The 14,068-nt window shown below is 37.4% G+C and carries 15 protein-coding genes and 1 pseudogene; 3 read left to right on the plus strand and 13 right to left on the minus strand.

Translation table 11 applies throughout. From position 1 onward, the window contains the following. Nucleotides 1-32: 32 nt before the first annotated feature. From AC0VZ4_RS25235 to AC0VZ4_RS25295, 13 genes and pseudogenes are all read right to left on the minus strand, one after another. Nucleotides 33-200 (minus strand): hypothetical protein, encoded by a 168-nt coding sequence (locus AC0VZ4_RS25235; RefSeq protein WP_475442330.1) that lies wholly within the window; start codon nt 198-200, stop codon nt 33-35. Nucleotides 201-975: 775 nt separating this feature from the next. After that, complete coding sequence (locus AC0VZ4_RS25240) at nt 976-3,111, minus strand: S8 family peptidase (protein WP_475442331.1); 2,136 nt, start codon at nt 3,109-3,111, stop codon at nt 976-978. A gap of 8 nt (nt 3,112-3,119) precedes the next feature. After that, complete coding sequence (locus tag AC0VZ4_RS25245) at nt 3,120-4,247, minus strand: AAA family ATPase (protein ID WP_475442332.1); 1,128 nt, start codon at nt 4,245-4,247, stop codon at nt 3,120-3,122. A 114-nt stretch (nt 4,248-4,361) separates the two neighbouring features. Next, nucleotides 4,362-4,565 carry a Tn7-like element transposition protein TnsE gene (locus AC0VZ4_RS25250; RefSeq protein ID WP_475442333.1) on the minus strand — a complete coding sequence of 68 codons (204 nt, stop codon included), beginning with the start codon at nt 4,563-4,565 and terminating at the stop codon, nt 4,362-4,364. Next, nucleotides 4,538-5,026 (minus strand): annotated as a pseudogene (locus tag AC0VZ4_RS25255) (IS5 family transposase); the annotation flags it as partial. The gene AC0VZ4_RS25250 and the pseudogene AC0VZ4_RS25255, both read right to left, overlap by 28 nt. Before the next feature lie 16 nt (nt 5,027-5,042). Beyond that, the gene (locus AC0VZ4_RS25260) at nt 5,043-5,234 is read right to left on the minus strand and encodes a hypothetical protein (RefSeq protein ID WP_475442243.1); all 192 of its coding nucleotides are present in this window, start codon (nt 5,232-5,234) and stop codon (nt 5,043-5,045) included. Between the two features lie 35 nt (nt 5,235-5,269). Beyond that, nucleotides 5,270-5,560, minus strand: a complete 291-nt coding sequence (locus AC0VZ4_RS25265) for a hypothetical protein (protein WP_475442244.1) — start codon at nt 5,558-5,560, stop codon at nt 5,270-5,272. 18 nt (nt 5,561-5,578) lie between these two features. Next, on the minus strand, nt 5,579-5,770 hold the full coding sequence (locus tag AC0VZ4_RS25270) for a hypothetical protein (RefSeq protein ID WP_475442245.1): 192 nt from the start codon (nt 5,768-5,770) through the stop codon (nt 5,579-5,581). A 77-nt stretch (nt 5,771-5,847) separates the two neighbouring features. Next, the gene (locus AC0VZ4_RS25275) at nt 5,848-6,156 is read right to left on the minus strand and encodes a hypothetical protein (RefSeq protein ID WP_475442246.1); all 309 of its coding nucleotides are present in this window, start codon (nt 6,154-6,156) and stop codon (nt 5,848-5,850) included. Next, a complete protein-coding gene (locus AC0VZ4_RS25280; protein WP_475442334.1) occupies nt 6,134-6,361 on the minus strand; it encodes a hypothetical protein in 228 nt (75 codons plus the stop codon). Before AC0VZ4_RS25280 ends, AC0VZ4_RS25275 begins: the two co-directional genes overlap by 23 nt. Before the next feature lie 876 nt (nt 6,362-7,237). Beyond that, a complete protein-coding gene (locus tag AC0VZ4_RS25285; protein ID WP_475439694.1) occupies nt 7,238-8,497 on the minus strand; it encodes an IS256 family transposase in 1,260 nt (419 codons plus the stop codon). Nucleotides 8,498-9,386: 889 nt separating this feature from the next. After that, the gene (locus AC0VZ4_RS25290; protein ID WP_475442232.1) at nt 9,387-11,303 is read right to left on the minus strand and encodes a UvrD-helicase domain-containing protein; all 1,917 of its coding nucleotides are present in this window, start codon (nt 11,301-11,303) and stop codon (nt 9,387-9,389) included. A 31-nt stretch (nt 11,304-11,334) separates the two neighbouring features. Further along, nucleotides 11,335-12,449 (minus strand): IS3 family transposase gene (locus AC0VZ4_RS25295; RefSeq protein ID WP_475440334.1). Its coding sequence is split into 2 segments (ribosomal slippage): nt 11,335-12,197 and nt 12,197-12,449, totalling 1,116 coding nucleotides; the frame shifts between segments, so codons are not numbered across the junction. 172 nt (nt 12,450-12,621) lie between these two features. On the opposite strand from AC0VZ4_RS25295, the gene AC0VZ4_RS25300 reads away from it, so the two are divergent. The 3 genes from AC0VZ4_RS25300 to AC0VZ4_RS25310 all read left to right on the plus strand — a co-directional run bounded on the left by AC0VZ4_RS25300 (nt 12,622) and on the right by AC0VZ4_RS25310 (nt 14,023). Then, nucleotides 12,622-12,855, plus strand: coding sequence for a helix-turn-helix domain-containing protein (locus AC0VZ4_RS25300; protein WP_475442233.1), 234 nt, complete (start codon nt 12,622-12,624; stop codon nt 12,853-12,855). Further along, nucleotides 12,852-13,082 carry a hypothetical protein gene (locus AC0VZ4_RS25305; protein ID WP_475442234.1) on the plus strand — a complete coding sequence of 77 codons (231 nt, stop codon included), beginning with the start codon at nt 12,852-12,854 and terminating at the stop codon, nt 13,080-13,082. The genes AC0VZ4_RS25300 and AC0VZ4_RS25305 overlap by 4 nt, the downstream gene beginning before the upstream one ends. An 80-nt stretch (nt 13,083-13,162) precedes the next feature. After that, nucleotides 13,163-14,023 (plus strand): hypothetical protein, encoded by an 861-nt coding sequence (locus tag AC0VZ4_RS25310; protein ID WP_475442235.1) that lies wholly within the window; start codon nt 13,163-13,165, stop codon nt 14,021-14,023. The last annotated feature ends 45 nt before the right edge of the window (nt 14,024-14,068 follow it).

Here is a 14,068-nt window from a genome sequence, read left to right on the forward strand (position 1 = left end):
CGTTACTTATAAGGGTTCTCCTGTGTTTCCAATTACTTATTATTTGACGCTGCGATGTGATTATTTGATGCTGAAATTAAGAAGGCTGCAATTAACTCAGGGTGTTTCTTTGCGTAACCTTCTTCATCAAAAAGTGCATCTATTGATTTAACTGCCTGGTGTAAAATTGCATCAGTTATATATGCGATATCTTCATCCATTTTTTTCTTCGCATTTTTCAAATTGTTACTTATATGTATCGTATGAAACGTACAATACGTTTCATACGATACAAGAACTTCAATTGTTTGCCTTTGTGAGTAGCGCTTGATAAAACGCCACTGGCAAAAGCTAAATTCCAATGATTACTTAATTGCTTTATTTTTTCAGCTGAACGAAATATTTTTTCACCAACCTTGCTGAAGTATCACCTTGGTAACTTCACAATAAAGTTGGGGCTTCCACTAGTGGTTACGAAAAGTAAAAATAAAATTATGCCCATTTGGGGCTTTAATCAATAAAAAAGTGATTATTTGTAAATATATGAGTGAGCTAGTCCCTGCAAACTAGTCTAGGGGGCCTTTCTGCAGTTTGCTTGGAGTTTATCATGTGGGCTTATTTTGATCTTATTGAGCGCTCTGATTTTAAAGATAAGCATTATTTCGTGAGAAATATCATACAATCCGACACTCCCGACCCCTCATTCATTAAAACAATGAACTTAGTGAAATTCTTTTTCTAAATTGTTAGTACTTTATCTGCAACTACCTGTCACCTTGCTACCTTAAGATTCATCGGGTAGCGCGATTTAAAACCGGTGTTACCGCTATTGTGGATCAACAATAAAGTTTCATACTAAAATAGCCTATAGCCTCGATCAATTACATCAAAATCTGTACGTTCAACAAATAAAGATTCATACCAGTAGCTACTACTATTCCTAAATCGAGCTAAAAATGAATATTAAAGTATCATACTAGTATAAAGCATAAGATGTTACCGCAATGGAATTGATACTTTGGTTCTTGTTCTCAACGGCTGAAGAACTTGATACTTCTGAACTATATGATCATACAACTTCGGCGTATTCTCTGCCCTAACGGTAATAATAAGAACAAAAGGTAAAGAACTTCCTTTTGAGGGCCCCCCTTCTTCTCTTTCTTGGTGGTTAATTTCAAAACATGGATTTTTTAGCTCTTCAGGTTCAAAAGAGACCTCATTAGATAATGTATTCTCCCATTTATGTCCATCCATTCTGAGCTCTTGCTCATTTCTAGGGTGAAGGGTGTTTTTACTAAAGAAAGCAACCGTATCTTTCAAATCACCCATCGGTCTAAATACAACTCCTACACCGCTTCGAGTATAACTATAAGGATGCTGTGGATCTGTTTTGGTTGCATAACAAAGAGTAGCTTTAACGTAGACTTTACCCTTAATACTTCCTATTTCAGGTAAGGGAACAGGTGCTTTAATGTATTTACTTGAGAGCAACTCACGCTCGTAGATAATAGTAGCTTCATTGTCCTGAGTGTAAAGAATATCATCAATGTTTGACCTAACTTTACCCCACCCTACATGTTGCCACTTGTTGCCATTAGCGTAAGCTCTATGGATTAGCAATGTCTTACTTACAAGCGGGCTAATATCCTTCTCAATCGATGCTTTTATCGCGATGGCCTGTCTCAGTACTGATGGTGCAGCATAACTAGTTCCCATTTTGGGATGAACGCCATCAGTAAGTGGAGAATATATTTCTACTGGTTCTGAACTACTACCACCAAATGCGACTACATCAGGCTTCATAAGTCCAGGGCTTCTTCCAGGACCGATGCTACTGTAATTAGCCAAACTCCAAAAATCATCATTATCGCTAGATGAAGCGCCAACTGCGATAGCATTCACCATATCGGAAGGCGATTGAATTCTTGCCATTTCATTACCAAGAACTCCATCATTCCCAACAGCTACCGACATAAGTGTTTTCCCAGTTACTAAATAAGGTTCAAGAGCAGAAGTCCATGAATGAACTTCATCATCCTCAATAGGATTTCTGGGGCCAATACTTAAATTAATGAAGTCATAATGCTTCTTGCTAATAACACTGAGGATTCGTTGAAGCACGTCAAGACTGTCTAAGTCACACCTATCTTTCAAAGGATCGATTACGCGGTAATGGTCAATATTAGCATATGGCACAGGAAGCTCTGTTTGATCATATTCTACAGGACCGAACAGTAATAAGGATGTAACTTCAGAGCCGTGAGTCACATGTTCTACTAAAGGTTGAACATCCGAAAATGTATGCTCTTGAACCCATTTTGACAGAGTATTTCCTCCAATACCTCCATCGAATATTGCCACCTTTATTTTGTCATTCTCTGCTCTTGTATCGGGTAATTTCACTTCCCGGACAACTTTATTTTCTTGGAGCGATACTGGATTTAAAAGACCAATCTCCGGCATTTTTCTTATTGATCTCAAATAAGAATATTCAGATAACTTGGTTAGAGTTAACTTATCACAAGTTACTGATAAAAAAGATAACCCGTCCACTGATATACCTTTCTTGTGATCAACAGTGCAGCCATTATATTTTGAAAAATCAGAAAACTGAGCAAGTACTTGAGAGCTTTCTTTGTTAGGGGTATGGAAGGCAAACTCGAATTTATAAGTACTTCCCTGCACGTCGCCTATAATTTTTTCCTGCCCTTCAAATAAGCGAATATCCTCTAACTTACAAAAGTCATTTCTATGAGTTGTGTTTAAAGAATCGCTCTCGATTGCCGCAATAAATTCAGCTAATGATTCTTTTGATAAAGATATGTAAAGACAATTAGTTGAGTATAGTTCTTTCTTATTTTTTGTACCAACTCTCCGAGGCTTAACTTTGACCTCTTTACTTCCTATGTTCGATATAGAGAACTTTGATAACAAGCCCTTAGGGTAATAGCTCTTAGCTAAATGAGTAGGATGAATAGTCAATTTACCCACGACTTTTCCATTTGTTAGTGCCATCTCAGGTAACCTTTTGAACTCTTTCTCAAGCTGATACAACTTTGGCAAAAGGAAATCTTTATTTTCTTGATAGTCATAGAAAAACTTTTCTATTGGGCCTGAATCTGGCCGCTCCAAATTAGATGTTAATGCCTCACCATTCCTTGTAATTCCTGTCGATTAAGTTCTGTTTTTTCTTTAAGTAAAGACGCTACCCTTTGCCTAGTAATACCAAGTTCATCTGCTATTTTTATATTGGCCCACCCTTTTTCATGAAGCTCATAAGCAACTTCACGCCTAATATCTGGGTCATTAGGTAATCCAGACAAACAAAGGGAATCTTTCAGAGAAAGGACAATGGATCGCCCTTCTAATATTACATCTTTCTTCGCCTCCAATAGCCTTTTTTCTATTATTGCTAGTGAAGTATTAGTTACTCCCGTAGAAATCCAGTCAGCAACAACCTCACTAACCTCCCAAGACATGACATACTCCTTTACTTGCTCTCTGTCTGGATAGTCAAACTCAATTACGCAATCAAAGCGCCTCCATATTGCAGGATCTAAAAGCTCTCCATGATTAGTTGCAGCAACTAGGATTGATGACAATGGCCAATCATCGATAGATTGCAAAAGAACCGTCACTAACCTTTTTAATTCCCCAACATCAGTTTCATCATCTCGCTTCTTTGCGATTGCATCAAACTCATCGAGTAGCAATACACAAGGAAAAGAACTGGCATAATTTAAAACCGATTTGATATTATTGCCTGTTTTCCCCAAGTAACTGCTCATTACATTAGCTAAATCTAGCGTTAATAATGGTAAATTTAGTTCCTTAGCTACCCAACTTGCAGTAAGTGTTTTACCTGTACCTGGCGGTCCAGACATTAGTAAAGAGCGTGAAGGTAAAAGCTGTTCATTAAGAAGCTCCTCAACTCTATGCCTTTCTCTCAAAAATCGATCTACCTTTCTTTGCGTATTTTCAGGCCAGCTTGGAGTTCTATTTAAATTCACTGGAAACTTTTCTATCAATAATTGCTGTCGAGTATCAGGCTCTACAGGTGAGGGCAATACATGCTCTTTACTATATGAAGAACGAAGCAAACCAAGATCTGATACAAGACTACCTACTTCGCGAGCAAAATGAGGATATTCCGCCTTCATCTTATTTACAAACTTCCTAATCCTTAGCTCAAAACTGTGAGCATCCCCTTTCAAACCATCTTTAATCGCTTGCAGTAAAATATCTTGCCCAGTAAATTTAGTGCTCATTGCACATCCCAACCAGTTGTTATCTAAACACAGTATATGGTAAATATAACATCATTTCATGTTGTATTTTACATTTTTTAGTAAAATTAACATGAAAGATTAGATTTCAACCAATCACCTTTTACCAATACTTAAATACCTTACAGCCCACCGCTTAACCTCTTCCTCACTTAAGCTACCTTTATTTTTCGACTGTTGATGGGGTATACTCTTATGGTTAACCTCGCCAACTAATTCATCAAAATACTTTTTAGGCCAACTAAATTGATTGCTTAGGGGCTGTTGATCTTTCACATTGGTAGCCAAATCATTGCACATGCCAGCGCTAACATACTCTCAAACTGTAATTTCAATTTATCGTACCTTGTCGCTATAGCACGGAAGTGCTTTAGCCTTGCAAAGGCATTTTCAACTAAATGCCTATATTTATATAAGCACCAATCAATATCACCATTACCTGTTTTTGAGTTTTTCTTTCTAGGGATCACTGGGCTTGAGTTTCTCTCTCGAACCTTATTTCTAATGACTTCACTATCATAGCCTTTGTCTGCGATAACAAAATCGCCTTGGGGCAATAATTCAATCAGTTCATTTGCCACTTTACTATCATGAACATCGCCGCCTGTAATAATAAATTCAATTGGTAAGCCATAACTATCAACAGCTAAATGAATTTTACTTGTATTACCGCCACGACTTAATGCTATCGCTTGTTCTTGTTGAGACGCAGCACCTGTACTGTGTTGATGTGCTTTAACATAACTGCCATCAATGTATTCCAATATGCTTCTGTGGTTATTCTCTATCAGGATCTACTTCCTGCTCGATGGCATCAAATGCTTCTTCGCGAAAATAGGTATCGTTTAACCCCGATTTATAGGCCAGCTCTTTTGACGGAGTGATGTGGACTACATCAACGATCACATCGTGTAACCCTGACCAGCTTTTCTCATCTTTAAACAAATCTTCTTTAGTAAAACGTGACATTCAATTCAGCCTTTGTTTCTTTGGGTGATATAGATTTAATTTCTAGCAAACCAATATGGAACATCCGAATTATCTTCTTTTAAATTTTCTAACATATAACCACAAAAATCACATGCAGCTTCATGCGCTGTCATATCGCTTGGTATACGCTCAGCTGCATAAAAAGCATCATCCATAATAGAAAGTGTGCCAATAGCTGAAAATATATGTCTAATGTTTTTAGCTTCATCATTATTAAACGTTAAATTTGTTGCGTTATTTATAACCGCCGTTTGAACTTCAGTTATAAACTGAAATTTTTTCCAATTAAAAGTATTGCTGTTCATTGTTATCCCATTTTTAATTTAGGTTTTATTTCTAGAAGCGTAGTACGTTAATACCGTCCACAGTACAACTGCCGGAGGTAACCACCAATGGTCATTCATTTTGCCGTCTTTAATAGTGCCTACTTGTAAATCAAAACCTATCAACCAAAATATAAATACGCTAGTAGTCCAAAAAGACAAACCTACCATTACTGAAAATAGAACACGCATTACTCTGGCGTTCCAATGTTTTGTCTTTGTAAACGACAATGCGATACAAACAAAGCTCAATAACCATAGAGAAATAGTTAGCACTTAGATTCCTTTTTAAGTTTTAATCTCTGATGTAAGCGTGCACAACACACAAACCAAAATGCAGACCAAAGGCACGTAGTTACTGTTACCCAATTTGCAAATCTATTAAAATCTGTGAACTCTGGCATCACATCAAAATATATAGCAACCATTGCAGGAATCATGATAAATACTCCACCAATTAATAGAATACAAATAAGAGCAACCACTCCTAAAATGATACCAATTGCATCAATTGATGTTTCTTTGATTGCGCTAATTAACTCCGGAACTACTAATTTAAAGGGGTAATGTGTAATCATTTTTATTCCAACTTGGTGACCACTGAGTATGTTGCTTAATAAGTTCACCTTTTTCGTGCATCGAAAGCCAACTAATTACTTTTTTATCAGTAACACCAAAACGTTTAGCACAAGCTTTAATAGTAGAGCCGTGGTGTTGTATACGATAAACGCATTCAATTTTGTCTAGGTGGTTAACTTTATTTTTCTTTGCATGGGTTTGCATGGTTACTCTCCGGGATATAAAAAACGGGAGTACATGCACCCCAAAGGAGTGAATAAATACTCCCGTAGGGTTTAGGCTGATGCCTTGGGTTAAATTTAGTTACGATTTAAGTGGTTGGACTTAAAAAGAAAACTTTCAAAAATTAAAACAAAAACAAAAAACCAAACTTAAAGAGCTAAACAAAACAAAAGAATAAATATTGTTAGGGTTAGTTAATAAGTGCGTAAAGATAGCCGTGGTAGTGAAAGCAATAGAAAAAATATTACAGTCAAAACTAAGATAATCAGTACAGCAGGGTTAAATATTGTTTGATATGAAAGTGTGTTAACTAAATGGTGTGGAAAATAAAAGTATTAACGAGCAAATTCAACGAGGTTGAATGGGTTGTTAATGGTGTTTTATTTGCCTTGGGTTTGTCTAGTTACGATTTAAGGGATTTAACTTAAAAAGTGACTTTGAAATTGCAGAAATAAATTAAAACCAGAATTAAAAACTAAGCAAAACAAGGGAATTGTTAAGGATAGTTAGTAAGCATGTAGTGTTAATTGAAAAGCATGAAAGGAATAAAAAATTATTACAGTCAAAATCATTATAAGCATTACAACGAGTGGTTAAAATAAATAATTACGGTTTAAAGTACGGTTACTAGGTAGGCATTAAGAACAAAAATTTGCAAATTCAACGTGGTTGAATGGGTTGCTAATGGTGTTTTATTTGCCTTGGGTTTATTTAGTTACGATTTAAGGGGTTAAACTTAAAAAGAGTCTTTTCTAAATTGAATAATTAAAACGGGAACTGCACTTAAAAGACCAAACGAAACAATAAAGTTACTAAAATTGGTTAATAAGCCTGTTGTGCTTGTCATGGGAGTTATTGTCAAATCTGGTGTATGAGCTCATCTTGATGCTCTGTTTGATCTTGAGTTATTCTTTCGCCGTCTTTAAATTTTACCCCTGTAATTACTTCAGCCAGTAGCTTAAATCCTCGCAAGCGGTACCATTTTTTCTCTGCCGACTGCGCGAGTTTAAAAACCATCATTAAGGTGGTTGTCCGGCTGCCACAACTCTTCACTTTATGCGTTCTCAGCCTTACCGTCGCAAACGTTGACTCTATCGGATTACTCGTTCTTATGTGCATCCAATGCTCAGCAGGATAATCATAAAATGCCAGCATTTCATCTTTATCCTTCATCAAGCAATCCGTCGCTTTTGGGTATTTGACTGAGTAATTTTTAACAAATAAATCATACGCTTTATAAGCAGAAGCTCGACTCTCTGCCATCCAGATATCTTGTAAATTCGCTTTGATTTTAGGTTGCATTGATTTCGGCACTTTGTTTAGCACATTCGCGATTTTATGCACCCAGCAACGTTGATGTTGGGTTGTTGGCCATACTTTGGTGAGGGCATTCCAAAACCCCAGCGCACCATCCCCTATGGCCAATTTTGGTGGTATTGTTAGACCCTGTGAGCGCAGTTGATTTAACACTTCAGTCCAGCTCTGCTCAGACTCACGAACCCCGTCAACCACCGCCAATAGCTCCTTTCTGCCCGTTTCATCTACCCCCATAATTACCAGTAAGCACAGCTTATCATCCATTCGAATTTTACTGTAAATCCCATCGGCCCAGATATACACATATCGACGTTTAGCCAAGGAACGTTTAGACCACTGCTGATACTCCGTTTCCCAGGTGGATTTCAACCGAGAGACACTATTGGCCGACAAACCTTTGGCTTGCTCGCCTAAAAGAGACACTAAAGCGGGCTGCATATCACCCGTCGAAATTCCTCGTAAATAGAGCCATGGGATCAGCTCTTCGATATTTTTTGTCCGTTTCAGATAAGGCGGGATCAAGGCACTATTGAATTTAATGCCTTCCTTTTTTCGATCCCTGACTTTAGGTATTTTGACCTCAATATCACCAAGGCCTGTTTGGATCGTACGCTCAGGCTGGTGACCATTTTTGACGATCCGCTGAAGTCCCTCGACGGTCTCATGCTGGTATTGAGCCAATAAAACAGCCAACTCAGCCTCAATCGCTTGAGCTAACAACTGCTGCGCCCCGCTTTTAAGCAACTGCTCTAACGGATTGTCTGGTTTTTCAATGGAAATAACATTATCATTTTCAGTCATTGCGATGTCTCTCTGGTTAATTGTTGATCCGGTCAAGATCAATTAACAGATTACATCGCAATGACTTTTTCTCATACACCAGAAACGACTATAGCTCTTGTCATGGTAGATGAAATAAACATTAAAAATATTACATTCAAAAGCCAGATAAACAAAACTACTAGTCGCCCAAAGAAATTTTCGCTATGAAAAAGTTTTGAAACTAAATAGGTCGGCAGATAAATACATTTATTAACTAATCCAACGAGGTTGAAAAAATTACTAAAGATGTTTTTATTTGCCTTAGGGGTTAGTGCGCTTTTTTTAAGTTTTCGCATGAGTGGTTACTCTCCGTTTTTTTAATTTACAAATAGCTGGACTATTTGGTTGGGTTTGGGGTTGATGCCGTAGCATATGATTCATTGACCTAAAAAGGTTGAACCGTCGCGATACAGGGATGTAAAGCCGCTAAGGGTTATACTCCATGCAAGGAGTCGAAGTTAAAAACTTCAGTTAAAAAAAACGGTAAAAATTATTAAGGACATAACTAGGCAGTTATGTTTTCAATAAATTTTAAGCATGACAAATACCAGATAAGCTAATGCTCACTGGGGGAGGGGGGTTGGTATTCTTATTTAAATTCATTTTTTTGGCTTAGCAAAACCGTTCGCGGGTGCGAAAAGGGTTATCGCCGTAGCGATTTATTTTCGCCGTAGCGAAAGGGGGTTTATCGCCGTAGCGATTTATTTTCACCGTAGCGAAAATGGGTTTGTCGCCGTAGCGAATTTCGAATATATAACGCATTTACTTTTTTTACAATGCTTGTACTGTTTTTTATTTAAAAAATTGAAGCAAGGCCAAATGGTTTTCTGACCTCGCTGATAAAAGACTACTTCCGTTAAAGAAACGCCTAAGCTGGCTGCATTTCTTCTATAAATTGCGAGTGCTTGCCCTGGCGATAGCTTATATGTAATAGTGACTCAGCCCTAGTGATCGCCACGTATAACAAACGCCTTTCTTCCTCCAAAAATGCTAACTTACTGTCCTCATTGTCGCTATCGCCTCTAAATTTTGTTGGTACTCTATTCTTTTCAACATCTATTACCCATACTTTTTCCCACTGGAGTCCTTTAGAGCCATTCATGGTGGCCAGTATCACCTTATCTTTATCACTATGGTCTATTTCGTCTTTCATCTGCATGAGTCGAATCAAGGCTGAAACCCTCATTCTTAGTGACCCGCTATAACCTTGTAGTCGGTCTGAAACTAACCGCAGCTTATTAACCGCGCGTTCGTGGTCCTTTGATATTACTGACGCAACATTAAAAACTTTACTGATAAACTCATCTATTCCTTCTTCATCGTCATTACTGGGTATGTTTTTGGCCAAGTCCAAATAAATACTTAGGTTTTTGTTTTCTGGCAATGATAGTGAGCTAACCTTATTTATATCGCCAACTTCTACAACATGCTTATGGGTTTCACTAATCACATTATTCGGTACACCTATAAAGCTAAGTGCATCATCAATAAACACCATGCTTTTCGGGTTCGATAAGCTTCTGTATAAGCTAACTAAACCAACAATCAATGGTGACTCCCATATAGATTTACCACCAATCCTTTCGACAGGAATATCTAAGTAAACTAATTCTTCCTGCATCAAATCCAATAACTTATTGGTTCGAGCTAGCACAGCCCAGCCTTTGGGGTTTTGAGCTATTTCTAGTGCTACTACGCCTTGGCATTCAAACGGAACCGAAGTTTTACTCATAATGACTTTATCAGGCTTATTGGCGTACAATTTTTGATTAATGAGGTTAAGATAATTTTCAATTGCTCTGCGGTAATGCCAAGATAATCCACTTGGTACGATTCTATTTATAACAGTTTCCTTTTTGTATTGGTGGATACGTTCTGGATCAATTTTAAGTGCTTTTTCAATATCTAAACGTGCATAGTCTTTGAAAACGACTCTGCCACCCGGATCTTTTGCAGAGTTCATGCTTTTTGGCATACGTTCTACATTATAGTCAATAAGCTCTGCTGCATACGCCAATATCTCTGGTGCACATCTAAAACAAATACTTAAAAGGAAAGCTTTGGCTTTAAATTCTTCTTGGAATTTGACCATGTTTTTGTAACCGAAACCGCCACGCCAAGAATAGATAGCTTGGTCATCATCTCCCACGACCGTAAAGGATCTATTCTCTTTTTTGTTCTCTTTTATCCAAGCGTATTCTATTGCTGAAGTATCTTGAAATTCATCCACCAGCATGTGAGTAAAATCTAAAGGCTCAATTTTATTAGCTCTTAGTGCAAAAATAAGCTCTATACTTAATGTAGTTAAATCAACTTTTTTGTACTGCCAAAGTGCTTGTAGATATTTTATTGAAATTTCAGAAAGCTCGCCAATATCCCCATTTGATTCTAAATATTCTACAGGGTATTGAGTATCTATAAATTGTAGATTTTTTTCATCTGTACCTACTGCACGGCGTTTAAATGAATCGTGTGTTGGTCCCATTATTAAACTACGCCCATCTAATAACGGTCGAGCATGGTCGAGTATTAGTTTGGCAAACGTTCTTATATCTATTCGCTTTAAGTCATTTTCACTGATTAATTTTGAAATACGATGCTCTGTTTCCTTTGTTGATGAACGAGTAAACGTAACCATTATTAGTTTATTAATTACATTAGCCTTTATAATCTCGCTGGCCAGTTCTATTGATAAATGGGTTTTCCCACTTCCGGGTAATGCGAGTACAAGTTTGTTTTCGTCTCTGTGTTCAACTACCGCGTTTTGATCGTTTGTTAATGCCATATGTAATCTTAGAAGGGTAATCCCCCCATTTTTAATGGAGGCTATCTGTAGAATTTTCGTTGTTTAACTTTTCCAGTTTTTGTATGGGTGTTATGCCACCTATGCCCATGTTAGGGCGTTCATTATTATAAGTCCATAACCAATCGGTTGCTTTATCTTGTAACTCACTAATATCACTGTAAATATAATGACTTAGCCAGTCATACCTAACCGTGCGATTAAACCGCTCTACATAAGCATTTTGTTGCGGGTTACCTGGTTGAATAAATCGTAATTCAATATTATTATTTAACGCCCACTCTGCTAATTTATGGCTAATATATTCAGGCCCATTGTCACACCTGATAGCTTTTGGCTTACCACGCCATTCTATAATTTGATTGAGTGAGCGGATAACACGCTCAGCGGGGAGTGATAAGTCAGCATCTATTGTGAGTCCTTCGCGATTGAAATCATCAATCACATTGAACAAGCGACACGCTCTGCCATCCGATAATTGGTCGTGCATAAAATCCATTGACCAACATTCGTTAATGGCCTCAGGGACAGTCAATGGTTCAGGCTTCTCCCTTGTTAGACGTTTTCTAGGCTTTATTCGCAGATTCAACTCAAGCTCACGGTAAATACGATAAACGCGCTTATGATTCCATGTGTAGCCTTTAACATTGCGTAAATATAAAAAACATAAACCGAATCCCCAATTACGCTGACATTGGCTTAAATCCAATAGCAACGCTGCAATTTTCTCATTTTCATCAGACAGTTTTGGCGTATAGCGATAGCATGTTTCACTTATCATGAAAGTACGACAGGCTAAGGCAATACTCATTTTATTTGTGCTAACGACTTCATGAGCCAAGACTTTGCGCTCAGAAGCCTTTACCACTTTTTTGCCATTGCCTCCTGAATGACCTCAGATTTTAGCCGCTCTTCTGCATACATTTTCTTTAAACGGCGATTTTCATCTTCAAGCTCTTTCATTCGTGTCATTAAAGACGCATCCATGCCGCCGTATTTAGCGCGCCATTTATAAAAGGTTGAGTTGCCCATACCATGTTCACGGCATAGCTCAGGAATAGGCACGCCGCTTTCTGCTTGTTTTAAAATGGCAAGGATCTGACTGTCTGTAAAATGTGCTTTTTTCATAATTTTCTCCTGTGTTTACAATAAGAGAAAATTCTACGTTTGGCATCTATTATTTTTCGGGGGGATTACCGAAGTGCCTAAAACATGCATTCTAATATTTCCCGTTCAGTAGCCTAAATTTTACAATAGGTAAAAATGACCTCTGTAAATTTGAAGTAGGGTAAATATGTATATGAACAAATACAGTCGCATTCTTGGTAGACGTATCAAATCGCAAAGAGAAAAACAGTTACTTTCGCCAGAAACTGTCGCCACAAAATTAGATGTACAAGTAACCGATTACCTTAATTGGGAGAGTGGCAAGGTAAATCCGCAAGAGCGTCAACTTATTAAATTGTCTTATATATTGCGTAGTCATGTTTCTCAATTTAAAGCAGGTCTTGTATTGGATGGATTACAATCATGATAAAAATTCAAACTATCGGTAAAGAAGATTTTCTTTGTTATAGCCTTGAGCAGCTTTCACAAGCTATCAACAAAGTTACTGGTTCCCATACCACTTTTAAGTATCGCCAGAAAAGTGGCCTAATAAGGGTTCTTTATATGACAGTCACCGCTGGTGGCATGATTAAAGATACCTATACTGAAAAAGTATTTGAAATAGAAGAGTTGTGGCGATTACATCTCATGTAATCTCTAATATTGATTTCAATTGGTAGCCTATTTCTACAAATATGTTTTAATACATGCAATTAAATATTTGGATTAAAAAAATGAACTTCATAAAAAAATCAATCTTAGCACTATCTACGCTTTCATTGGCAGCTTGTATGTCTACTCAGCCACCTGTTATAACAATGGAATCAAATGAAGTTTATCAGTTTGATGATGATGCTAGTTTTGCATTAAATGTGGCAAAAATGACACGTAAAACCGCAGGTTTATCTGATGTTGAGATACCTGAAGATGCGCAATTCAAAGCTAATGGTGCATTGGTTGGGGCAGAGTACGCTATGTCTTTCCTAACTGGTGGCTTAATTGACTTAGCTGGCAGCTTGGGTGCTCAATCAGAGGCAGACAGAGCCTTTAATTGGAAACCTATGTTTGTATTTTTAGGCGATTTAGATAGGCAAAACATCGATGCTGATGCAGTAAAAGTTGTAGAAGCAGAATTAACAAAAACGTTTCAAAATATCGAGGGCGCTCAATACTTAGGTTTAATGAGGTCTAATTCAAGTAACAGGGATGATAAGTTCGCTGTTGTGTATAATGGCTCAAATTGTGAGCCATCTAAACAGACAAGCTTCACTTATGCTGGGTTATTAAGAGGTGGGTTATTCTTAGATGCAAAGCCAGAGTATGATCGTGCTTGTACATTTTATGTTGATATAGAAGTAACAGGCAAGGTTAGTAAAGAAGGTGATCTCAAAGACGTTATTACTTTAACGATTATTGGTGGCTATAAGGGTATTCTCGATATTATGGCAGCGACCTCGGGTTATGCCGTAGTACCACAATCATTCGGTCGTTGGGGTAGTGGGGTAAAATACACTGTCCCAGCCCCTTACGTAATCCATGACAATACTATGTATCTATTTACTACGGACAATTCATCTTTTAAATTAAACAAATGATTATTCTAAATTAAATATTCATTTTTCTCTATTTGCCAGCCTAAT

Source organism: Pseudoalteromonas sp. QJM3NY_22, from assembly GCF_056173065.1.